Source organism: Halobacillus naozhouensis, from assembly GCF_029714185.1.
GTDB classification, from domain to species: Bacteria; Bacillota; Bacilli; order Bacillales; family Halobacillaceae; genus Halobacillus_A; species Halobacillus_A naozhouensis.
Genome location: NZ_CP121671.1, coordinates 624,701 through 647,469 on the forward strand (window position 1 = coordinate 624,701; position 22,769 = coordinate 647,469).

At 41.8% G+C, this 22,769-nt stretch carries 28 protein-coding genes; 17 read left to right on the plus strand and 11 right to left on the minus strand.

All coding sequences use genetic code 11. From position 1 onward, the window contains the following. The first annotated feature begins 45 nt into the window (after positions 1-45). From P9989_RS03315 to P9989_RS03330, 4 genes are all read left to right on the plus strand, one after another. The gene (locus P9989_RS03315) at positions 46-1,125 is read left to right on the plus strand and encodes a sensor histidine kinase (RefSeq protein ID WP_283077406.1); all 1,080 of its coding nucleotides are present in this window, start codon (positions 46-48) and stop codon (positions 1,123-1,125) included. An 11-nt stretch (positions 1,126-1,136) separates the two neighbouring features. Next, positions 1,137-1,817: a response regulator transcription factor gene (locus P9989_RS03320; protein WP_283077407.1), complete on the plus strand. Its 681-nt coding sequence runs from the start codon at positions 1,137-1,139 to the stop codon at positions 1,815-1,817. Positions 1,818-1,942: 125 nt separating this feature from the next. Continuing rightward, positions 1,943-2,350: a DUF6220 domain-containing protein gene (locus P9989_RS03325; protein ID WP_283077408.1), complete on the plus strand. Its 408-nt coding sequence runs from the start codon at positions 1,943-1,945 to the stop codon at positions 2,348-2,350. Then, complete coding sequence (locus P9989_RS03330) at positions 2,347-2,553, plus strand: DUF5957 family protein (RefSeq protein ID WP_283077409.1); 207 nt, start codon at positions 2,347-2,349, stop codon at positions 2,551-2,553. Before P9989_RS03325 ends, P9989_RS03330 begins: the two co-directional genes overlap by 4 nt. 41 nt (positions 2,554-2,594) lie before the next feature. Here the strand turns inward: P9989_RS03330 and P9989_RS03335 are convergent, their stop codons facing one another. Next, complete coding sequence (locus P9989_RS03335; RefSeq protein ID WP_283077410.1) at positions 2,595-3,050, minus strand: hypothetical protein; 456 nt, start codon at positions 3,048-3,050, stop codon at positions 2,595-2,597. A 279-nt stretch (positions 3,051-3,329) separates the two neighbouring features. On the opposite strand from P9989_RS03335, the gene P9989_RS03340 reads away from it, so the two are divergent. Beyond that, entirely contained in the window at positions 3,330-3,560 is a 231-nt protein-coding gene (locus P9989_RS03340) for an excisionase family DNA-binding protein (protein ID WP_283077411.1), read from the plus strand. A 25-nt stretch (positions 3,561-3,585) separates the two neighbouring features. Here P9989_RS03340 and P9989_RS03345 read toward each other — a convergent pair whose 3' ends face one another. Further along, positions 3,586-5,184, minus strand: coding sequence for an amidohydrolase (locus P9989_RS03345; protein ID WP_283077412.1), 1,599 nt, complete (start codon positions 5,182-5,184; stop codon positions 3,586-3,588). A 118-nt stretch (positions 5,185-5,302) separates the two neighbouring features. Next, a complete protein-coding gene (locus P9989_RS03350; RefSeq protein WP_283077413.1) occupies positions 5,303-5,683 on the minus strand; it encodes a RidA family protein in 381 nt (126 codons plus the stop codon). A 444-nt stretch (positions 5,684-6,127) separates the two neighbouring features. Between P9989_RS03350 and P9989_RS03355 the strand changes: the two genes are divergently transcribed. From P9989_RS03355 to P9989_RS03375, 5 genes are all read left to right on the plus strand, one after another. Then, a complete protein-coding gene (locus P9989_RS03355) occupies positions 6,128-7,615 on the plus strand; it encodes a Na+/H+ antiporter NhaC family protein (RefSeq protein WP_283077414.1) in 1,488 nt (495 codons plus the stop codon). A gap of 1 nt (position 7,616) precedes the next feature. Further along, positions 7,617-7,871, plus strand: coding sequence for a hypothetical protein (locus P9989_RS03360; RefSeq protein WP_283077415.1), 255 nt, complete (start codon positions 7,617-7,619; stop codon positions 7,869-7,871). After that, entirely contained in the window at positions 7,825-9,405 is a 1,581-nt protein-coding gene (locus P9989_RS03365) for a long-chain-fatty-acid--CoA ligase (protein WP_283077416.1), read from the plus strand. Before P9989_RS03360 ends, P9989_RS03365 begins: the two co-directional genes overlap by 47 nt. Before the next feature lie 127 nt (positions 9,406-9,532). After that, positions 9,533-10,597 carry an AI-2E family transporter gene (locus P9989_RS03370; protein ID WP_283077417.1) on the plus strand — a complete coding sequence of 355 codons (1,065 nt, stop codon included), beginning with the start codon at positions 9,533-9,535 and terminating at the stop codon, positions 10,595-10,597. Positions 10,598-10,606: 9 nt separating this feature from the next. Beyond that, positions 10,607-11,554 (plus strand): aminoglycoside phosphotransferase family protein, encoded by a 948-nt coding sequence (locus P9989_RS03375; protein ID WP_283077418.1) that lies wholly within the window; start codon positions 10,607-10,609, stop codon positions 11,552-11,554. A 20-nt stretch (positions 11,555-11,574) separates the two neighbouring features. Here the strand turns inward: P9989_RS03375 and P9989_RS03380 are convergent, their stop codons facing one another. Then, a complete protein-coding gene (locus P9989_RS03380; protein ID WP_283077419.1) occupies positions 11,575-11,922 on the minus strand; it encodes a DUF4064 domain-containing protein in 348 nt (115 codons plus the stop codon). 383 nt (positions 11,923-12,305) lie between these two features. Between P9989_RS03380 and P9989_RS03385 the strand changes: the two genes are divergently transcribed. Next, entirely contained in the window at positions 12,306-13,745 is a 1,440-nt protein-coding gene (locus tag P9989_RS03385) for a carbon starvation CstA family protein (RefSeq protein WP_283077420.1), read from the plus strand. A gap of 112 nt (positions 13,746-13,857) precedes the next feature. Here P9989_RS03385 and P9989_RS03390 read toward each other — a convergent pair whose 3' ends face one another. The 3 genes from P9989_RS03390 to P9989_RS03400 are packed head-to-tail and all read right to left on the minus strand — an operon-like array spanning position 13,858 to position 14,760. Next, on the minus strand, positions 13,858-14,085 hold the full coding sequence (locus P9989_RS03390) for a helix-turn-helix domain-containing protein (RefSeq protein ID WP_283077421.1): 228 nt from the start codon (positions 14,083-14,085) through the stop codon (positions 13,858-13,860). Further along, positions 14,078-14,233, minus strand: coding sequence for a YvrJ family protein (locus P9989_RS03395; RefSeq protein WP_283077422.1), 156 nt, complete (start codon positions 14,231-14,233; stop codon positions 14,078-14,080). The genes P9989_RS03390 and P9989_RS03395 overlap by 8 nt, the downstream gene beginning before the upstream one ends. Positions 14,234-14,235: 2 nt before the next feature. After that, the gene (locus P9989_RS03400) at positions 14,236-14,760 is read right to left on the minus strand and encodes a sigma-70 family RNA polymerase sigma factor (RefSeq protein WP_283077423.1); all 525 of its coding nucleotides are present in this window, start codon (positions 14,758-14,760) and stop codon (positions 14,236-14,238) included. A 239-nt stretch (positions 14,761-14,999) separates the two neighbouring features. Here P9989_RS03400 and mutM point away from each other — a divergent pair, with 239 nt between their 5' ends. Then, the gene (gene mutM, locus P9989_RS03405; protein ID WP_283077424.1) at positions 15,000-15,809 is read left to right on the plus strand and encodes a bifunctional DNA-formamidopyrimidine glycosylase/DNA-(apurinic or apyrimidinic site) lyase; all 810 of its coding nucleotides are present in this window, start codon (positions 15,000-15,002) and stop codon (positions 15,807-15,809) included. A gap of 15 nt (positions 15,810-15,824) precedes the next feature. Next, positions 15,825-16,658, plus strand: a complete 834-nt coding sequence (locus tag P9989_RS03410; protein ID WP_283077425.1) for a deoxyribonuclease IV — start codon at positions 15,825-15,827, stop codon at positions 16,656-16,658. 18 nt (positions 16,659-16,676) lie between these two features. Here P9989_RS03410 and P9989_RS03415 read toward each other — a convergent pair whose 3' ends face one another. Both P9989_RS03415 and P9989_RS03420 read right to left on the minus strand, forming a co-directional pair. Further along, on the minus strand, positions 16,677-17,234 hold the full coding sequence (locus P9989_RS03415; RefSeq protein ID WP_283077426.1) for a CBO0543 family protein: 558 nt from the start codon (positions 17,232-17,234) through the stop codon (positions 16,677-16,679). Positions 17,235-17,414: 180 nt separating this feature from the next. After that, positions 17,415-17,576, minus strand: a complete 162-nt coding sequence (locus P9989_RS03420) for a hypothetical protein (RefSeq protein ID WP_283077427.1) — start codon at positions 17,574-17,576, stop codon at positions 17,415-17,417. A gap of 176 nt (positions 17,577-17,752) precedes the next feature. On the opposite strand from P9989_RS03420, the gene P9989_RS03425 reads away from it, so the two are divergent. From P9989_RS03425 to P9989_RS03435, 3 genes are all read left to right on the plus strand, one after another. Continuing rightward, positions 17,753-18,250, plus strand: coding sequence for a DUF2243 domain-containing protein (locus tag P9989_RS03425; RefSeq protein WP_283077428.1), 498 nt, complete (start codon positions 17,753-17,755; stop codon positions 18,248-18,250). Further along, the gene (locus P9989_RS03430; protein ID WP_283077429.1) at positions 18,240-19,034 is read left to right on the plus strand and encodes a cytochrome c oxidase assembly protein; all 795 of its coding nucleotides are present in this window, start codon (positions 18,240-18,242) and stop codon (positions 19,032-19,034) included. The genes P9989_RS03425 and P9989_RS03430 overlap by 11 nt, the downstream gene beginning before the upstream one ends. A gap of 156 nt (positions 19,035-19,190) precedes the next feature. Then, positions 19,191-20,264: a branched-chain amino acid aminotransferase gene (locus P9989_RS03435; protein ID WP_283077430.1), complete on the plus strand. Its 1,074-nt coding sequence runs from the start codon at positions 19,191-19,193 to the stop codon at positions 20,262-20,264. Positions 20,265-20,309: 45 nt separating this feature from the next. Here P9989_RS03435 and P9989_RS03440 read toward each other — a convergent pair whose 3' ends face one another. Continuing rightward, positions 20,310-20,891 carry a YdhK family protein gene (locus tag P9989_RS03440; RefSeq protein WP_283077431.1) on the minus strand — a complete coding sequence of 194 codons (582 nt, stop codon included), beginning with the start codon at positions 20,889-20,891 and terminating at the stop codon, positions 20,310-20,312. 200 nt (positions 20,892-21,091) lie between these two features. Continuing rightward, the gene (locus P9989_RS03445; RefSeq protein ID WP_283077432.1) at positions 21,092-21,481 is read right to left on the minus strand and encodes a hypothetical protein; all 390 of its coding nucleotides are present in this window, start codon (positions 21,479-21,481) and stop codon (positions 21,092-21,094) included. A gap of 317 nt (positions 21,482-21,798) precedes the next feature. Here P9989_RS03445 and P9989_RS03450 point away from each other — a divergent pair, with 317 nt between their 5' ends. Then, a complete protein-coding gene (locus P9989_RS03450; RefSeq protein WP_283078818.1) occupies positions 21,799-22,554 on the plus strand; it encodes a sugar phosphate isomerase/epimerase family protein in 756 nt (251 codons plus the stop codon). Positions 22,555-22,769 lie beyond the last annotated feature (215 nt).

The window sequence follows — 22,769 nt, forward strand, 5'->3', positions numbered from 1 at the left end:
ATAATGGTATATGCTTAAGAGAAAGATAGGAAAGGAGCGGGGATTTTGTCGATACGCAAACGGTTGATTTTATCTAACATAGCCATGGTTGTCGGGCCTATTTTATTACTGCTTATAGTAGAAATAATCGCCGGCTACCTGCTGATGAATGTGATAGAGATCGAGAGTAGAGATCAGATACAGAAAATATTCATCTCTATTCATTTCATAGGTCTACTTCTCATATTAATTTTAACGAACGGAATCATTACATACTTTTTATCGAAAAGTATCATTCGCCCTGTGAACCGATTAACCCATGCAGCAGAAGAAATCGGAAAGGGAAATCTGGATTTTAAAATTGAACGAATGAGAAAAGACGAAATTGGCAAACTTTCCGATACTTTTGAAACGATGAGAAAGAGGCTGCAGGAATCTCAAGAGCTTCAGAAAAAATATCAGGAAAACCGTAATAAATTGATGATGAATATTTCTCATGACTTAAAAACACCTATCACTTCGATTAAAGGACATATAGAAGGAATCCGTGACGGTGTGACAGATACTGAGGAGAAAATGGATGCTTATATTGAGACCATTCATACTAAGACCATTGTCATGGACCGCCTCATTGACGAACTGTTTGAGCATTCTAAGCTGGATATGGGACGACTTGCCTTTCGATTTAAAGAGATCAATTTACAGCCATTTCTTATTGATCTGATGGAAGAGTATCAGCTTGAGTGGGATGAGGTAGACTTTTCCTTTGATGCTGAAAAAGAAAAAGACTTTCGAGCAAAAGTTGACCCTGATCAGTTAAGAAGAGTAGTTGTGAATATAATGAATAATAGTTTAAAACATATGGATAAAGCAGAGAAGAAAATTCATATTGATCTGGTAGAAAAATTTGATGAGATTATTGTAAAGATTAAAGATAACGGACCGGGTATTCTAAATAAAGACCTGCCTCATGTGTTCGAATTGTTCTATCGTTCAGACATGGCGAGGACTTCAGAAGGAGGAAGCGGTCTGGGACTAGCTATTTCTAAGCGAATTATCCAAGAGCATGAGGGAGAGATCAATGCATCCAGCAGAATAGGTCATGGAACAACCGTGACTTTTACGCTTCCTGTATCACGAATTTAAAGGATGATGTAATGAATCACGTTTTAATCATTGAAGATGAAAAGAGTATTGCGGAAGTACAGAGGGACTATTTGGAAATGAGTGGCTATAGGGTTACGATCATCTTGGACGGGACAACCGGACTGAACACCGCATTGACTGAAGATGTGGACTTAGTATTGTTGGATGTCATGCTGCCTGGTATGGATGGATTCAGCATTTGTAAAGCTATACGCAAGGAGAAGGATATTCCCGTTATAATGGTGACGGCCAAAGTAGAGGATATCGATAAGATTCGGGGGCTTGGCTTAGGAGCAGATGATTACATAGTAAAACCCTTCAGTCCAAGTGAGCTGGTTGCTCGCGTTAAAGCACATCTCGCAAGGTACCAGCGACTAGTTGGTAAGCTGGACCATGATATTCAAATTCGCGGGCTCCACATCGATCGTAAGTCACGAAGAGTAAAAGTTAATGAAGAAGAAATAGTGCTTACCACCAAGGAATTTAACTTATTGGCGTTTCTGGCACAGAATCCTGACCACGTTTTTAGCAAAGAGCAATTATTTGACCGGATTTGGGGTTTCGATTCTGTTGGAGATATTAGTACGGTAACCGTTCATATTAGAAAAATCCGTGAAAAAATTGAACAAGACCCCTCTCAGCCTCAGTACTTGGAAACAGTATGGGGTGCGGGTTACCGGTTTATAAAGTAAAAGGAAGGAATCTTCGATTGAAGATTCCTTCCTTTTTTATAGTTAAGAAATATTTAATCATTCATTAAGTTTTTTTTAAGCACGATCCTGTATCTTGTTTATTAGTAGACAGGAGGTTATAAATAGTGAATGATTCTCAGTTAACAAAAGGTACGAAAAAAGGCAGTAAAATATTTTCGGTGATTGTTGGGGTCTTTTCAGCTTGCATTGTCGTCCAAATATTTATTGCCGGCTTAGCCATTTTTGATACGCCATTGCATTGGGAGCACCATCGCTTCTTTGTGCATCTATTTGATAAGCTTGCCCTTTTGATTCTAGTATTGTCCTTTGTTTGCAAAATGCCTGCTAGCATCCGCTGGCAAAGCGGTGCCATGTTTTTTTTGGTTTATTTGATGTATTTTTCGGCATATGTAGGCGCCCTTATATCATGGGGGGCAGCATTTCACCCCGTCTTAGCCATGCTTCTCTTCAGTATTTCCGTTTACTGTACTGTGCAGTCATGGCGGACGATGAGGGAGGTGGAATCTCAATGAGAAAGGCCATGGTTATAATCGTTGCTGCCCTTGCTGGGATAGTGACAGGAATCGTAGTATCAGAATTAATTGGAATGATCAGTTACCTATGGTTTGGTAAATTAATGGGGATTAAATATTTACCCATTGTTTTTGCGATTGTATTTGCCTGGATCGGTCCTGGTATAGATCGGCGATTTATTCGAACTAATACTAGGAAGTAGAGTGCTGATTTATACGGGCAACATTTTTTGACGGAAGATGGTTATACTCGGCTAAATCCTTCTTGCTCAAGGAAATTGGCAGCTTCTTCATAGGAGTTGAAAGTTCCTTCAAGAGCCTCGTCCGCATATACGTTATATCCATCTTCTTCACGCATTAAGACGAGTGATTGATTGAAATCATTCATCCATTCTTCCAGGACAGGGTTTTTCTCAGCGGGTGTAGCGGATAGCGATTCGATCGCTTCCTGCACGAGATTTCGCAGCTCGTCCGCTCCAAAATCACGGATGTTGACCATTCCTTTTGAGTCAGTCGGATAGCCTTCAACTTCACCGGCATAGACGAATCCGTTGCCGTTTGGATGAAGGTGATACACGATATTCTTTTTATCGTATAAGCTATTTTCAAAATGAAAATTAACGCGGCCGAGTGAAACTTCCTTTTTCTCAAGCTGGTCAAATTCCTCAATAATGGCTATTTTTTCTTCAAATGATAACATAAGTGCCTCCTCGAGCTTTCTTTATCATTTGTCGATTATAGCACAGGGGGCACAGGAAAGGAAAAAAGGAATTGTTTAAAACGGTCTTCCGTGGTATAATTAACCTTGCGATGAGCTAATTTGTGTAAGACGGCGTATATGCCTATCGTGGCTAAACGGCGAATGTGGTCGCCGGTACGTACGCGACAAAGTATCGAAAGCTTTCCCTTTAATGGGAAGGCTTTTTTCATGTGAAAAACGGTTCTTTGGTAATCTATAAAATGAAGTGGGGGAGAGAAGGTGTACTTAACCATCCAGCAAACTGCCGAATATTTGGATGTGCCTTATTCATATATTGAATCCCTAATAAGAGATAAAAGAATACGTGCTGTCCATGATGGCACATCATATATGATCAATAGCAGCCAATTTGATACCTACTTTGATCAGGTTGAGAAATATCGTTTAATGCTCCAGGAATACTTAAGTGAACCGTTACCTCCAGACCCGGACATTAAAGATGAAGATTAAAAAACAGAGCTCCTATGGGCTCTGTTTATTTACGTTCATATACTTTTTTACCGCGGTACCACGTTTCCAGAACTTTTATATGGTGCAGGTCTTGAGGTGAAACTTCGTGAGGATGTTGATTAAGCAGGACGAAATCGGCTTGATATCCAGGTTTGATCTTTCCTTTACTATCTTCACGGTATTCAATTTCCGCCGGTACAGCTGTGAAAGCATGAAAGCTGTCATCCACCTTTAATTTTTCCTGGGGCATCCAGCCACCTTCAGGATTCCCTTCGAGATCTGTGCGATTTACGGCCGTATTGATCGTCACAAACGGATTGATTGAGCCGATCGGCAAGTCTGAACTTAATGTAACAGGAATGTGGTCACGCACTAAACTGTTAAAGGGATCACAAAAAGGAAGCAATTCTTTTGGTGTCCAGTTATCCTTTTTATCCCACTCGCCCAGCAAAAAGGAAGGCTGTGTTTCGATATACGGCTTGAGTGTTCGCAGCCGATCCATGAGGTCAGGGGCAAGGGTTTGAGCGTGGATGATTCGGTGCCGTCGCTCTCTAGTATAGGCTTCTTTCTGTTCCAATGCCTCAATCGCCTGCTCGCAGGCCCGGTCTCCAATTGCATGCATGGCAACTTGCATCCCATTTGAACCAGCTTCAGCCACCATTTCATTTACTTGCTCCTGGGTGTAAATGAGCGTACCACTTGTCTCAGGGTTTTCTGGATAAGGGTTTCTCATGGCCGATGTATGAAGACGCTGAGTGCCATCTAAGAAGATTTTGATCGCCCCAACTTTCACTTGACTCGTCCCATCCCCCGTTCTAACCTTATGGTCTTTAAGGAATTGTCTGAGATCATCAATATCAAATATATAATGATGTAGTTGAACATCAATTGGGAGTTCGCCTTCATTTTCAAGTTCCGTATAAGCCCTCCATAACCGATCATAATTTCTAATGAAATTTAAATCATCGGTATGCACGGAGGTAAGGCCGTTTTCGCTAATGTGAGGAAAAGCAGCCCTCAGAGCCTGTTTGGCATCTTCGACAGACCGTCCCCAGAAATGACGCTTAATGTAATGGACGGCCGTATCTTTAAATCGTCCTGTCCACTGACCTTGATCGTCTGTTTCCTTGAAAATATCCGGTTCTTTTTTGAAATCTTCTTCTTCCCTTAACAATTCTAATGCCTTTTCACTAATCACACACTCATGTCCATCTTCGTGCAACAAAAAGATATAAGCATTTACGTGAATTTTGTGCAGATCCTGTGCTGTTAATAATTGGTCGATGTCTTCAAATTGAGCATCATCGAATCCTTTTCCGAAAAACCACTGATTTTCTTCGAGGCTCCCATAATGGTTCTCGATCAGTTCCTTCACTTCTTTAAAACTTTGGGCTTCTGTTAAATCAAGTTCTTTTTTCAATAGCCCATATCTAAGTAAATGCATATGACTGTCATTGAAACCAGGCGCAACCAGCTTTCCTTTTCCGTCAATCGTTGTTTTTTGGCCCTTGTAGGGACTTGGATGAATAGCCTGAAATTCACCGTCGTCAAACTCAATGGCATACGTCTTACCCCTGTCCTTATCGTTAAAAGGCTGATAGATTCTTACATTATCTATGATCACGAAACCATTCTCCTCTCCAAACTTCTTCTATTAAATGTTACCACTATAACAAATTAGTAAACCTTTTTGAGAAGAGAATGAAAAACGCAGAGCCATGGGCACGACTCTGCGTTTAGGGTTATTCTTTAACAGCAATGGCTTCGATTTCAACTTTAGCTCCTTTTGGAAGCTTTCCTACTTCGACGGCGGCACGGGCTGGGTACGGTTCGCTCAAATAGCTCGCATAAACTTCATTAACGACAGCAAAGTCGTCGATGTTATCGAGGTATATATTAGCTTTTGCGATGTGTTTGTATGAAAGGCCAGCTTCGTTTAGAATTGCGCCAATATTCTTCATGACTTGTTTAGCTTGATCTTCTACATGTTCCGACACAAACGACTGAGTAGTGGGATCGAGCGGGATTTGTCCGGAAATAAAAATATGATCCCCGACATCGACAGCTTGCGAATAAGGCCCGATGGCAGCAGGGGCTTTGTCTGTTGAGATTGGTTTAAACATAGTGAATCACTCCTCTTATGTATATTTAATAAATATCCTATCACGCTAAGAATGTTTAGGAAATACAGATCATGCAGAAGAAAGGAGAAACAAATCATTTCCCGGGAAATATTGCTGAGTAGTGTCAGGTCTTGCTATTAGGAATTTTTAATGGTTTACCGAAAATTTTGTCTTTACAAACTGAAAATTTTATCATTAAATTAATATCAACCGCCATTTTGAGTGTTTTTGTTATAGGGGAATTTATCAAAGATTTCCAAAATCTACTTTGATACAGGCAGATTCACTCGGTGGTGAAAGGGTGTTAGAGGGGTATAATTACCTAAAAGTGTTAGAGTAATTTACCAATCGAAGGATAAGATAGCCTAGTTTGGTGTAAGCGGTTACATGTAACCGCGTTTAATGATACACTATTTAGGGATTTCACTTGAAGGAGGGAAACTTGTGGCAGATTCACGAAACGATGAAGTCATTGATGAAGCAATAGGAGAAAAGTCAATTAACAGATTAGAATTCCATGGAGGCGTCTTTGCAGCCACAGTCCCACTAATCTTTTTCATAGTGTGGGCGATTACATTAAGTGTAACGAAGCTTGTCACTGAAGAAGCATTGGTTCTCGGAATGGTAATCGGTGTAGCCATCGGTTTATTTCTATGTAAATCAAAGTGGGCGGATTACGCACAAGCTTTAATTTCAGGGATGGCGCAGCCTATTGGGGTTATCGCTGTTATTGCCTGGTTTTGGGCAGGAATGTTTGCCAAGTTATTATCAGCAGGCGGACTTGTTGATGGACTCATTTGGTTTGGGTTTCAGACGGGGCTCGAGGGCGGTGCTTTTGTTGGAGTAACCTTCTTGCTGTCCGCATTATTTGCAACAGCCGTTGGTACTGGATACGGAACTGTTGCAGCATTTGGCATTCTAATGTATCCAGCAGGGGTCATCCTAGGAGCAGACCCAGTCTTACTGCTGGCAGCTATCTTAAGTGGTGCAGTGTTTGGGGATAACCTCGCACCTGTCTCTGATACCACAATAGTCTCCGCTACGACACAGGAAGCAGATGTGCCAGGAGTTGTCCGTTCCCGATTTAAATATTCTATTACGGCTGCTATCCCGGCTCTTATCTTATTCGTGATTCTCGGTGGCGGCGGAGATGCGCAAAATACAGAAGCTATGGCGAGACTTCAGGAGCAAGTATCACCACACGGACTATTGCTGCTGATTCCGTTCGCATTAGTCTTATATTTAGCATTGTCAGGTCATCATTTATTAACTTCTTTGACATGGGGCATTGTCGCTTCAATCGTCTTTATCATTATTTCCGGAACCCCTTTTACCGAAATCATTCATATCTATAAAAATGATGCGGGGGAGGCTGTTATAGAAGGTGCCCTTATGAATGGTATCGGCGGCTATTTTAATATGGCAATATTAATTCTGTTTATATTAGCAGCTGCCCATCTAATGGAAGTAGCTGGTACGATGGACACGATCAGGGATTTCTTCCTTGGCATTATTAAAGGTGTAGTGAAACGTGCAGAGCTTTCCATGTATGGTATTGTTGCTTTCTTAAATGTGTTTATTACGATCAATACGGCAGCAGAAATTGCAGCAGCTCCATTTGTGCGAAAGCTTGGAAAGGAAATGAATATCCACCCTTACCGTCGAGCAAATTTCCTTGATACGGTAACTTCTTCCTTAGGATACATTTTCCCTTGGAGTGCTGGTGTGCTTCTGGCTTGGGCTACGATAAAAGGTGCTGCCCAGGAATATGAGAATATACCAGTGGTTAGTCCAGCTGAAGTATTCCCTTATGTCTTTCAAGGTTGGGGACTACTCATCGTTATGCTCATCGCAGCTTTGACAGGCTGGGGCTTACGTTACAATGGAAAGAATGGAGAAGAAGTAAAACCGAAAGATTATCAAAATAAATAGCATGAAGAAAAAGTACTCTTCCATCTGCGAAGAGTACTTTTTTATAGGAGGAGAAATGGTGAAAACAGGTCCCTTCAGAACAAAGTGCGTTCATAGAATTATTAACCTGTTATATAAATCAGTTATCTATTTATTATTGCTATATAACACTGTTTTCCTTACAATAGTTTCTGAAAGCGCTTTTATGAAAGAGGGAGGAGACATAAGGGATGCATGTACCACTATTGTTGACGGATTTTTTGGATCGCTCAGTTGAACTGTATGGGGAAAAGCCTGCAATTATTGATGATGAACGAATCCTGACTTATCGCCAATTAAACGGTCGGGTTAATCAATTATCAAGAGGACTACGAAGTCTTGGGGTAAAAAAAGGGGATAAAGTAGCCTACCTTGCACCGAACACTACCGAAATGTTGGAAGGTTTCTATGGTGTTTTTCAGGTGGGGGCAGTCATGACAGCATTAAACACTCGTTTGCAGCCGGCTGACTATCAATTCATACTAACACATAGTGAAAGCAAAGTGCTGTTTGTCGATGAGGAGCTGTATCCGCTTATAAAACCGGTCTTAAGGAATATTCCTTCTTTAGAAAAAGTGATTATTCATGGTGAGGCAGTGGATAACCGTGAGGGGTATGATGAATGGCGGACTCAGTTTTCGCCGGACACGTTCGATCGTGCTGAACTAGAAGAAACGGATATAGCGAGTTTACTTTACACAAGTGGTACGACGGGAAATCCAAAAGGCGTGCTGCTATCCCATCGGGCCAACTACTTACATGCTTTGTCATCAATGCATCACCTGCGCGTATCGGATAGCGATACGCTGCTGCATGTCCTGCCTATGTTTCACGTGAACGGCTGGGGCTCGCCTTTTTACTATACAATGAATGGAGCTACGCAGGTGATGCTGCGGAAGGTCGATCCGAAATTAATTTTGCAAAAAGTGAAAGACAATGGTGTTACCGTCATGCACATGGCCCCAACCGTTTTAAACATGGTCATTGAAGAATATGAGTCACTCCCACTGGAACTGGAACAGGATTTGCGCGTTGTGATAGCCGGTTCTGCTCCACCGCCGGCTTTTGTGCGAAAGGTAGAAGAAGATCTCAAGTGGGAATTCATTCAAGTTTATGGGATGACAGAAATTAGTCCGTTAATTACAACATCGATACCACGTTCAATGGAACTCGATTTACCTTTGGAAGATCAATATCTTTTAAAAGCGAAAACGGGTTATTCGATGGTAGGATCTAAAGTCAGGGTGCTGGATGAGATGGGGGATGAAGTGTCACATGACGGAAAGACGATCGGTGAAATTGCGACCCGTTCTAATAACGTGATGGAAGGGTATTATAAAAATGAGACCGCTACCAATAAAACGATTCGCGATGGCTGGCTATATACTGGGGACATGGCGGTTGTCGATCATCATGGTTATATTGAGATTGTGGATCGAAAAAAGGACGTTATTATTAGCGGAGGAGAAAATATTTCTTCTATTGAGGTAGAAGGGACGCTGTATGACCATCCCGCGATATTAGAAGCTGCTGTTGTGGCTGTGCCTGATGAAAAGTGGGGAGAAGTTCCTCATGCTGTTATTGTGTTAAGGGAAGGCTATGCTGAGAAAGAAGCTGATTTAATCGATTATTGCCGGAAGAAATTAGCTCATTTCAAAGTCCCTAAGAGTTTTTCATTTGTGAACCAGCTTCCTAAAACAGCTTCAGGGAAAATCCAAAAAGTCGTTCTCCGTAAAAAGTTTTGGAAGGGCCACGATCGTATGGTTAGATAGCGGAAAGCAGAAAGGCCTCGGATCCGGGGCCTTTCTGCTTTATTAAGTTCATGTTAGGGATCGGAAGATTTGTGGTATGTAGATTAGGTAAACATCAAAATATATTCTAAGATAAGGAGAAAACAATATGTGGCTGAGGCACCCCTTTTTTAAGTATATAACAGCTGTGATTCTGGTGTTAATCTGTATTTATTTTCTACATATTCTTCACTTTTTTCAGCCTGTTCAAACCATTATCGGTACGTTATTTTACCCCATTCTAATCGCCGGGTTTTTATTTTATTTAATTAGACCCTTTGTCAGGTTTTTGTCTAAGCCCAGGTATATCCCGGAAGTAGCTGCGATTCTAATTGTCTTTGTTGCGATTGCTGGATTGCTATATGCAGCCTCGATCTATTTGGCGGATACGATTCAAAAGCAAGTTTCCAGTATTTCAAATCTACCAGAGAAATTAAAAGAAACTGCACAACAGACGGGACAAGTCATCCAAAGTAACAATTTAGGAATTCTCTCAGTCGGAGAACTGCGTCAAAAATTTTCCAGTTTATTTGGAAGCTTTGTCCAGCAAATTAGTGATCATCTGACTGAAGTAGTCTCCACGATTGCAAGTGCTGCAACTGTTCTTGTCATTATCCCGTTTGTCTTATTTTACTTTCTAAAAGATGGCGATCGTTTAATTCCTTTCTTATTAAGAGCGATTCCCGAGAAACATAGGAGAGAAGGGAAGAACCTATTAAAAAATATTGATCAAACACTGGCTGCCTATATTATTGGCCAAATTACAGTAGCTGTAGTTGATGGTGTACTTATGTATATTGGTTACTTACTGATCGGGCTAGATTATGCATTAGTGCTCGCGATTTTTGTCATGATTACAGCAGTTGTACCTTTTTTCGGACCGATACTGGGTGCCATTCCGGCTTTATTGGTAGCTTTGACGCAAGATCCCGTCATGGCCGTTTATGTTTTAATTACCCTTGTAGTGGTTCAGCAGCTTGAGGGGAATCTAGTTGCACCAGTTGTCCTTGGCAACCGCTTGAATTTACACCCTTTGACAATTATTTTGCTGTTAGTCGTGGCCGCTGCCTTATATGGGTTTATTGGTATGGTCATTGCGGTTCCGTTGTATTCCGTATTGAAAGTCATATTGAAAAACCTTGTGAAATTTTTAAGACTCCGATTTCAGGAATGAGGTGTCAATTTGGAGCTGCAGGACAAATTTGTTGAAAACGTTATTTTTTCTTTCCGTAAGCAGGGAGAAGAATGGTTGAAAGCCTTGCCATGGCTGCTTAACTATTGTGAGAAAAAGTGGGACTTGGTGATGAAAGACCCTTACACTCTGTCGTTTAATTATGTGGCGCCAGCCGTAAGAAGGGACGGCAGTGAGGTTGTGGTCAAAATTGGCTTGCCAGGTCAAGGGTTTAATCACGAACTTGATGCACTTCAGACCCTCAACCCCAAAGGTATAGTTCAACTTTTAGATGCTGAACGGGAGCGTGGGGTGTTTTTGTTAGAAAAGGTGAAGCCAGGAACGATGCTTGCAACCGTTGAATGTGAAGAGGATGTATGTCAAATAGCTGCCATGGTGATGAAGCGCCTTGTGGCTCCTGCTGAAATGGAGAAAGAGTTTCCTACGACAAAAGACCGCGAAGATGATTTAGCTCGCATCTATGAAGAAAACCCGACTGGATTCGGACCTTTCTCCCGTAAAACGTTGCGAAGAGCATTAAATGTGTTTGCGAATATGAATACAACCATGCCAGCTTCGAAGCTTCTTCATGGTGATTTTCATCATTACAATATTCTGTCTGATGGGACTGGTTCGTGGATCGCAATCGATCCGAAAGGGCTAATAGGAGAAGTAGAGTATGACCTAATCCAATTTCTGATGAACTGTTTGCCGGAAGAAGGTGCTTATGAGATTATCGCAAATAGAGTGAAACAACTGAGTCACGAGTTAAATTTAAACGTGAAACGATTGTTGCTTTGGGGGTATGCTCATTCTGTGCTATCCAGTGCCTGGACCGTTGATGTGAAAACAGGTGAGTATAATCGAAGCTTCTCCCAGTGTGTGGATATTTTCAAACATCTATATGAGAAATATTTCGGTCAATCAATAGATGACTTTTTAGGAAAACGAGCACCTTAGAGGTGCTAGTTTGTTAAGGTTTATGGACTTTTAGCGACTGCTTTGTCTTTACGTACAATCCCCATTATCCCAGCGATAAGCAGTAAGGCTGCTGGAATTAAGTAGAACATCGAAATACTGACGAGACCCCCCAGGGCAGCGGCAATCATCATAATCGCTCCTACCTTTGTTTTGCTCTTAACAAGTATGGCCCCTACAATTGCGAGAGTGGAGAACAAGAAGGCTGACCAGCCAAGCCCGCTGATGGCACTTGTTCCCGCCTCACTGACAGCCGCATCAATTTCTCCAATGAAGATCGCAAAAATGGCACTGAAAAAACCAATAATTCCGCCAATTAATCCTATAATGAATTCACTGTTGCGGTCCATGGTGTACCCCTCCATTCATAATAGAACCTGTCTATTGATTTCTATTCGATAAGGGAAGTTTTATTCTTGACTAAGTGTTGATTTTATTTCACCGTGTTCAGTTTGACTGTCTCTAAGTTGCTAAAGAGTGGTGGCTATGATACATTCTTATCAATGCCATCCCGTCTAGTAATCGACTGCGGGAAACTTAACCAATCTCGGGGATGGCAGGTTACATACGAAAGCCGGATTTGTCCATAAACAAGTCCGGCTTTTTCTAATGAAAGCGATTGATCTTTAAGAAAAAAATGGGAATAAATATAATTTTCAGAAAAACGGTTGCTATTAGATAAAAACGGGTTTACAATACTCCTTATTATTTACTATTGAAAGGAGGCTTCGCGATGGTTACATTTCTTGCATCCATCATGATTTTACTACTAGGTTACTTTTTCTATGCAAAGGTGGTTGAGCGCATTTTCGGTATCAACGACCAAAACCCAACTCCTGCGTACACAGAGAACGATGGGTTTGACTATACACCCATAAGCTGGTGGAAAGCGAGCCTCATTCAATTGCTTAACATTGCTGGTCTTGGTCCGATATTCGGTGCGATCATGGGTGCACTGTATGGTCCAGTTGCTTTCATATGGATCGTTGTGGGGTGCATCTTCGCAGGCGCTGTACACGATTATTTTTCAGGTATGTTGTCACTTAGACATAATGGTGCACAGTTTCCGACTATCGTTGGTAAATATTTAGGAAAGCCGGCGCAATCCATGATCAATGTCCTTTCCATTGGCCTGATGATCCTTGTGGCAGCTGCGTTTACCGCAGGTCCTGCCCAGCTAATGTCCGAAATTACACCACTAAGTTTCACGGCCTCATTACTTTTAATTTTTGCTTATTTTTTACTGGCCACTTTGCTGCCTATTAATAAAATAATTGGACGAGTCTATCCGATTTTTGGAGCCATTCTTATCTTTATGGCGCTTTCAATCGGGGTAGGGCTTTTCTTTTTCGACAACCCTGTGCCAAACTTGACGCTGGACAACTTGCATCCTGATGAGCTGCCGATGTGGCCGCTTCTTATGGTAACAGTCTCTTGTGGGGCAATATCAGGTTTTCACAGTACACAGAGCCCGATTCTGTCACGAACGTTAAAGAAAGAAAGTGAAGGGCGAAAAGTTTTTTACGGTGCGATGATTAGTGAAGGCATCATAGCCCTTATCTGGGCTGCCGCCGGTATGGCGTTTTTTGGAAGTACGGAAGGGCTGCAAGCTGCTCTTGCCAATGGCGGACCAGCGGGGGTTGTGAACGAAATCAGTATTACAACTCTTGGCACACTAGGCGGAATTCTCGCTGTACTGGGTGTGATTATCCTGCCGATTACTACAGGGGATACGGCATTGCGGTCCTCGAGAATGATGCTGGGAGATCTCCTTACACCTATTCTTAAAAAACGTGGAAAATGGACCAATGGATTATTAGTCCTTCCCGTTGCTGTGCCGACCTTTTTGTTAACGCAGATGGATTATAGCTTTTTGTGGCGTTATGTAGGCTGGTCCAACCAGGTTGTGGCAACTGTTATGTTATGGACAGGAGCCATGTACTTGATCAAACATCAGAAATTCCACTGGATTTGCAGTATTCCAGCCTTATTTATGACTGCGGTGGTCAGTTCCTATATTTTCTATGCGCCAGAAGGATTTGATCTGCCTTATAGAACATCGATGGTGATCGGAGGCGTTATTTGGGTCGCTGTTCTTACCTGGTTTATTAGCCAGCTGATGAAGAACAAGAGAATCAAACATGATAAATCTGCGGCCCGGAAAGCCGGCTAATAGAGAATCCCGTCTTCTGTAAATCAGGAGACGGGATTTTTTGACAGAGTAATAACTCTTTCCCTAAACTGGCGTGCCTTAAATAAGAATAGAATCTGTGTAAGGGAGGGGGCTATTTTTTTCCATAACAACTCCAAAATGGGGTGAGTTTATCAATATCAAACTTTCGTATCGATCTAATCATTTGAATCTTCAATTCTTGTTCCATATCCTCACGCTCAGACGCAGGTAAAGATCCGCTTAATTTTCTTATTTTCGGTTCAAATTTCTCAATCAGTTCAGTCATAGCTGTTTCATCTTCCTCTTTTGCTTGTAATAACAACTCGTACATCTCACTCATGTTTCCTTTTCACCTCTTCCGTTAAATGATCTATGGACTTATCAAGGTTTTGCAGACATTGATCCAACCGAAATAGAATAAAGAATGTAACTACTATGGGGAAACCAATGTTTCCAGCGAGACTCATCCAGGATTCGATCGTTATCATATTCATTCTCCTTCCTGATAAGCTTTACGAAGTTTTTTCATGACCCTGTGAAACGATTTGGATGTAGACTGTTGCGAAACACCCAGCTTGTCAGCAATTTCCCTGAACGACAGTTGATTGGCGACATGGTCATATAAAATCAAGCGCTGCTGAACAGTTAGCCGGCTGATTATGGTTTGTAGCTGTGGACACGTGACAAGCTCAAATGGATCACTTTCCTCACCCCAGCCAGCGGGGTTAGTATCTTCGATCGTCATCACATCCAATACGGTCAGATCTTCACCAACTGACTGATTAAGTGTGAGCGCATGAGATTCATGCCAACGCTGTCGCTTTTTTTGATAATCCTTTGCGCATCGCCACATTGTTGTATTCATATAGGTCACGAACCTTGCTTCAATTTGGTAATGGTAGAACAGCTGATTCACACGACTGCGATTCTTGGTCGTTGGATCTTTGCTCGCTAGTGCAAAAGCTTCGTAATGGCCGTCATGCTGCAAAAATAAATCGAGCGGTTTTTTGGACATGTTATCAGCCTCCTTTCTAAAGAATAAGGGTTTAGAACGAGATTTCACAACCGACAATCGAACTAATGTTCGTATTTTTTCACGAAAAGTATCATTTTATACATGATAAGATAACCAATCCTAGGCCTGGAAAACTACTTACAGATTCATTCGGTCTCCATTTAACTTATAAGTTACGATTGTATGTTTAGACAGATATGGGAATAATAGGATAACAGCTTTTCAATGGAGGAATAATTATGCCAGAATTGCCGGAAATGGAAAACTATAAAATACTGCTTCAACAAAAGATTAAAGGGCGAACGATTATAGATGTCGACATTAACCGTGATAAATCCATTAATGTGGACCCAGAGAATTTCATGAACCAGGTGCAAACCCAGAAAGTAGCAGAGATAGAGAGGAAGGCTAAGCATTTACTGTTTCATCTCGAAAATGGCTATATCTTAGTCTTACATCTCATGCTGGGTGGCATATTGTTTTATGGGACTGAGCAGGAAAAACCTGAACGGACCATTCAAATACGACTGTCCTTTGGTAAAGAGAGCCTTTACTTTATTGGTTTACGGCTGGGATATTTGCATCTTTTTACACAAGAAGAGGCCAAGGAAGAATTAGCTGATTTAGGTCCAGAGCCGCTAAATGTAAATTTTTCACTCGATCACTTTTTAGATCTGGTAAAAGAGAGAAGGGGTATGATCAAGACGACTCTCGTTAATCAGGAGTTTCTTTCAGGGGTCGGTAACTGCTATTCAGATGAAATTGCCTGGCATGCTCAACTTTTGCCAGAGCGAAATATGGATGAGCTCAACAAAGCGGAGAAAGTTCAATTGTATCAATCCATACGCTTCATTCTTCCTCGGGCCACTCAGCTCGGCGGGTACATGGATCAGCCTCTTTTTAAGGGTGATAACAAAACAGGAAGCTATCATTCACAAACCTATGTGTATGATCGAGAGGGGAAGCCATGTAAGAGGTGTGGGGAGAAGATTGTACAAATTGAAATTTCATCTCGCAAAACGTTTCATTGTCCACAATGCCAGAGTTAATAAGGGAGGATGACTATGAATTTCGGCAGCCATGTTTCCATACGTGAAGGTTATTTAGGTGCTGCAAGGAAAGCTGCATCCATGAATGCCTCTGCTTTTCAGTATTTTCCTAAGAACCCAAGAAGTTTATCTGTCAAAGAAGTCAACAGGGAGGATGCTGCGTCATGTAAAGAATTTTGCGAAAAACATAATCTTATTTCTGTAAGTCATTCTCCTTATCCGACAAATTTGACGCCAACGAGTACCAGCAAAAGAAATCAAGTGGTTCAGTCGCTATTAAACGATCTTGAAATCACGAATGCGTGCGGTTCGCTAGGGGTAGTCGTTCATTTTGGAAAGGAAATCAGCCAGGATGATCCACTCGTGAGCTATCAATTAATGATTGACGTGCTTAATGAAATTCTCGACCAGTGGGAGGGGGAATGTAAGATTCTGCTTGAAAACAATGCTGGAAAGCCCGGCACAATTGGGACTACTCTTGAGGAGCTTGTGCAAATTCGCCAGTTATGTGATGATCCTGAGAAAATTGGGTTTTGTTTTGATACGTGCCATGCTTTTGCAAGTGGATTATGGAATGGGGATGATTGGGGAGAGGTATGGAGTAAAGGGGCAGAACTCGGGTATTTTGAACAATTAGAAGTTGTCCATTTAAATAATTCTAAATATGAGAGTGGTTCAGGGAAAGACCGGCATGCCAATATTATCGACCACGGTTACATAACCGCCACACAATTTGACCAACTATTAAGAACTCCACCATTAAAAAATATACCCTTTATCCTGGAAACACCGAAAGAAGTGGTTTCCCATCAAGAAGAGATCGCCCTCCTTCGAGAAAGCTGGGATTGAGAATAGGGCGGTGTTTCTCTACTTTGATGTACGCATTTTGAGTTCACTTACAAACCATTTCATTACTACCCCAATGGCAAAGTAAATAGGAATAGAATAGATGTGTTTCCATGCATGAAGTTCATAGATGTCCATCCAGACGAATAAAGGTTCAGCTATAAATGCACCAGCTGCAGAGAGAAAGATGTGTGCGAGGACAAAGCTTCTCCAGCGTGGAAACCATTGATAAAGGAGCATGTGGGACACTGGTAATACCGAATAATCTATGGGAATTAACTCAGGAAGCATCTGGATCATCTTGGATTCATATGTCCATAGACCCCATATAACCCCAACAGAGTCCAAAAATGCAGCGATTGCGGCAACAAATAATCCCAGTGTAATCATTTCAAATAATCGGCTTTTATTTACAAGTGTCCACCAGATGATCCATGGAATGAATGTTAGAAGCAGGAGGAACCACCAGTTAAAAGAGAACAGCACATGTTCCACCCAATAATGATAATGGGTGTCGAACCACTTCTGTTGTATTTCATAAAGATCAGCGGCATTAACAGACAGACTGGTACTGATCATGGTTAGGCCCTCACTTCTTTTAAAGATTGTCGTACATGATAATGGAAGTCCAATGTGATTTCTTGTAACGTTTACCCTATCCTTAAAGGGAATTATATAGTTCATTTAAAAAGAACTTGAAGGGAGCTTAGATGGTTTCTCTCCAAGTTCTTTACTTTAGCTCTCAAGTTAGATTCATGATTACTGATCTTCATGTTTCCAATATGTTTCTTTTCCACTGACAGGACAAACGGGAAAGTCCTCATTTTTATTAAATGTTAGTTTCTCTCCTGATTGGCACATATACTCTCCCGTCTTAGGTACTCCTTGACCTGTTCTATATTCACGGTAGGAGTTATCCATTTTCTACACCTCCCTATTGTCATCTACACTTATCCTTTCCAGAAAATCTGTTTTTTTGCATGCCCATGTGAATGGAGGTGTGATTCTCAATTATTCGTTCATGTTTATAATCTTTTGTCAGGGGTAAAATGGTGAAAAATAGCAAGGATGAGGTATAGTTTGGAGGGTGTTTAGAGATGGAAACTAAATCAGTCAATTTAACTTCTGCTGGCTACTCCGCTCGTAACTTGTGGTCAGGAATTTTGTTTGGTATTGGGCTGGTTGCTTTTTTAGATGAAATGGTTTTTCATCAGCTTTTACATTGGCATCATTTCTACGATAAGTCTACGACGGATGTGGGCTTGGTTTCTGATGGTCTCTTTCATGCATTCAGCTGGTTTGCGACAATCGCCTCGTTGTTTATGGTTGCGGATCTGCGCCGTCGAAGTGCATTTTGGTTAAAAAGATGGTGGGGAGGCGTATTTGTGGGGGCCGGTGCTTTCCAACTTTACGATGGAATCATTCAGCATAAGTTGATGAAGCTCCATCAAATTCGCTATGTAGAAAATCTACTCGTGTATGACCTAATATGGAATATTTCTGCTGTAATTATGATCGTTATCGGCTGGATCCTTGTTGCTTATACAAGGCGCAAATTACAATCAACAGGGAAGGGGGGAGATAATGAGCAGTGATTACTTACATCAAGGGAGCGGCTTTCTCCCGGATCTCATTACAGTCCTGCCGTTTGCCATGCTGTTAGGGTTATACATTTGGGCAGCAATCACATCCAGTCAGCGCAGCCGGCTCAAATCATGGCCGCTCCACAGGTACGTATGCTGGTGTGTTGGTTTGCTATGTGCCGGGGCAGCGATAGCCGGTCCTTTAGCAAATAGAGCCCATGATGACTTTACGGCACATATGATTGCTCATTTATTACTTGGCATGTTAGCTCCGCTTCTGTTAGTACTCTCCGCCCCGGTGACCTTATTGTTGCGCACAGTTCCTGTTCGAACTGCAAAAGCTATTTCGAGACTATTGAAAAGCTGGCCTGTCAGCATAGTCAGTCATCCGGTCTCTGCCTCTATTCTTAACATTGGCGGCTTGTGGATTCTTTACACGACAAGTTTGTACGAAGCCATGCACCATAACTTTTGGGTAGGGATGGCCGTCCATATACATATGTTTTTGGCTGGATATCTCTTTACTGCAGCTATAATTTATATTGATCTGACTCCTCATCGGTATAGTTTCGTTTATCGTGCGGTGGTTTTAATTCTAACTTTGGCGGGGCATAGTATATTATCAAAATACATCTACGGCCAGCCTCCAGGTGGTGTACCTCAAGACCGTGGCGAACTGGGGGCGATGGTCATGTACTACGGAGGAGATGTCATAGACATATTTCTAATCATCATGCTTTGCCATCAATGGTACACTGCTGCCCATCCTAGGATATCCTTTGGTGTAAGTCAATAAAAGAGGAATGTTGATAAACTAACAGAATTTTGGTGAATTGGTGCGAAAGGCTTTCATATGCAAGACGGATTCCGTACAATAGTTACTAATTATACTTTTTGACTTTTAAGCGTCATAGAAGTAAACCAACACCAATTTCAGTAAGGAGTCCTGTCAATGAGTGAACAGAAGCTTGAAATCGTAAAAACAGAAGACAAGAAGCCGAAGCCAGAGACGGATCAAATCCCATTTGGAAAAACATTTACAGACCATATGTTTGTTATGGATTACGAGACGGACAGTGGCTGGTATAATCCACGGATAGTTCCTTATGAACCGCTTACGCTCGACCCTGCAGCAATGATTTTTCATTATGGACAGACTGTTTTTGAAGGATTAAAGGCTTATCGCGCGGAAGACGATCGGATTTTATTATTCAGACCTTCTCAAAATTTGCAGCGATTAAATCGTTCAAGCGAACGGCTTAGTATCCCGCCGATCGATGAAGAACGGGTGATGTATTACCTGACTCAGTTGATCAGCCTGGAACAGGATTGGGTTCCTTCCACACAAGGCACGGCATTGTATATCAGGCCATTCATCATCGCAACCGAAACGAATCTGGCTGTGGCGCCATCACATTCTTATAAATTTATGATCATTCTCTCGCCGGTGGGTCCTTATTTTTCAGGAGGCCTAAAACCAGTGAAGATAAATGTTGAGGACCAGTTTACGAGAGCTGTCAAAGGCGGAACCGGCACAGCGAAAACAGCTGGAAACTACTCCTCTGGGTATCAGGCCCAAGCAAAAGCCAATAAAGAGGGACATGCAGATGTGCTTTGGTTAGACGGGGTGGAGAAACGATACATTGAGGAAGTTGGCAGCATGAACATCTTCTTTAAAATCAATGGAGAAGTGGTAACGCCTGAATTAAACGGAAGCATCTTAAATGGGATCACAAGAATGTCGATCATTGAATTGCTGAAAAAATGGGGGATCCCTGTATCCGAGCGCAAAATCTCCATCGCTGAATTGTATCAAGTGTACGAAGAGGGTGGTTTAGAAGAAGCCTTTGGTACGGGTACAGCTGCTGTTATTTCTCCAGTAGGGGAATTAAATTGGCTGGGCCATCAAATGGTGGTTAATAACCATGAAATTGGAGAGTTATCTCAGAAACTCTATGATACGATTACGGGCATTCAAACAGGGAAAGTAGAAGATCGTCATGAATGGACAGTCGAAGTGCAGTAAGTTAAAAAGGGCGCCATGCAGAAATGCATGGCGCTTTTAGTTCTTTTACGCTGCAGATAATTCACTAGCTGTGACCCATTTATGGTTTGTTACCTTTTCACCGCCCGTGGTGGGAGTATAGCTAACCATATACACGGTAGTTTGTTTGGCAGACTCAATTTCCGCTGTGGCCCCTTTCATTCCTTTCATATGTGACGCCTGAATGGTGACCTCAGTACCGGGTTCAAGCGGTTCTTCACCTGGCTCCTTAATTTCTTCATGGATGACCCATTTATGGTCTTCCACTCTTTCTCCGCCTGTTGTCGGAGTGTAGGAAACTACATAGGCTGTTGTGTTATATGCTCCCTCTATAGTTGCCTCAGCCCCTTTCATTCCTTTCATATGCCCTGTTTCAATAATTACCTGGCTGCCAACTTCATAAGTTGGACTCTCAGCATCCTTTAATTCCTCAGGAACTTCACCTGAGCTGGAATGATTCATGTCCATATGGCTTTCAGAGCTGGATTGTGTTTGTGTATCTTCCTCGTTGTTTTCCTGACTTGTCTCCTCCTTACCACTACTGCAACCGGTTAACATCATGGTGAAGATCAGAATCACAATGCCAGCCCACTTTTTTTTACCTATCATTAAGGCCCTCCTTCTCATAATTAAAGTCTTCTATACTATACCCCCCTATCGTAATTCGGGGCAATAATTAAATGTTCCTAGATCTTCAATTATCGTTGTAGACTATGTGTCATGTTAAAAAATAAAAAGCGCCGCTGAACTTGTGGCGGCACTCTTTTCGTATCATAATAGGAATGGGTGAAGAAGGGTGAACGATAACTCTACATTCTAACAATGATGGCTCCGCCGCCGCTGCCTTGCACACACTTGGTATCTTCTTGATCGTGCATAGATTGAAGTAGTTCATTATACTGTGTCATCAATTGACTGATATTATCCATTTGGCTCTCCAGTCTGATGATTGCCTGCATCATATATTGCATATCCGCAGAAGTTACGTTATATGAAGGGGCAGTATAGGAGGGATATCCTTGACCATGGTAAGGAAGGGGCCCTTCCTGAGGGACGCCCATCTGGTACAGGTCATCTTGATGTGTACCATGATGGCCACTAACGTCTTCAGTTTCTCCGTGACCATGAGCACCTCCACTTCCACCCTGGTTGTGACGATAAGGATCCCAAATCGGTTGATATGGATTGTATGAAGACATCCGTTTACCTCCTTTCATCATAAAAATAGTTTATTCGTTTATGCCCTCTCTTGGGTATAAACCTTTTAAAATGATTGATCTGCCCATCCATCAAAGAATCCTTGGCACTCGTATTAAAAGTCCGGATGAGGAGAATTCTCCTCATCCTTTATAGATTGAGTTAGAGTGTGGCTGATCCTTGTGAACGCGGAAGAAATAGATATGGTAAGAAGATGCTATTTGGGTTTCATTTGCAGGAGAAGTGACTGGGCAGACAGAAGTTTATTAATAGGGTAAGTATTACATTTAGAAGTTTTATAGAAGGAAGGTTTCAAATGATAAAAAATATACCTGTCGCTGTGCAAATGTATACACTACGAAAAGAAGCGGAAAGAGACTTTGCCGATACATTAAAAAAGGTAGCTGAGCTTGGTTTTGACGGAGTGGAGCTGGCTGGGTATGGAGGCCTGAGTGCGGGAGAGTTAAGACATTTACTGGATCAACTCGGGCTTAAGGCAGCATCAAGCCATATTCCTCTAGAAGAAATCAAACAGAATTTGTCACAAGTCATTAAAGATCAGAAAACGTTAGGTAGTAACTTTGTGGTGTGTCCTTATTTTCAACCCAAAAATGAGGCAGACTATAAAGAGCTTATACGTACTTTAAGGAAAGCGGGGAAAGTGTGCCGCCAAGAAGGGCTAACCCTCTGTTATCACAACCATGATTTTGAACTCGAAAAGTTAAGTGATGGCCGGACGGCATTACAAACGATTTTTGATGAGACCGACCCTAAGGAAGTCCAAACTGAATTCGACGTGTACTGGTTGAAAAAAGCTGGAGAAGACCCAGTCGAATGGATCGAGAAATACCAGGGGAGAACGCCTCTTGTCCATTTGAAAGATATGACGAGAGATGGAGAAAAGTTCTTTGCCGAACTGGGGACAGGTGGTGTCGAGATTGAATCAATTCTTGATAAAGGTAAGGGAATGAATGTTCAGTGGTGGATTGTAGAGCAGGATGAAAGTCGTAACACACTACTTGAAAGCCTTGAGATCAGCATGGAGTATTTGAAAAACAGACTCCCTTATTTATAAAAGTAAATAACGCATAGCAAAAGGTTTAGTGTAATGACCCTCCTCGTTTTACAGGGCTTGAGCTGAATGATTTCCACCGGAAAAGTTGCGTGAATAAAAGTGACTCCCTTAAGGATAATAACGACATAGATCATTTTAATTCCTGCTCACAAATCTTTAGGGTTGCATGCAAGGAACATGATAAAGTCGTCACTTCAGAAAAGAAGGAGTCGTTC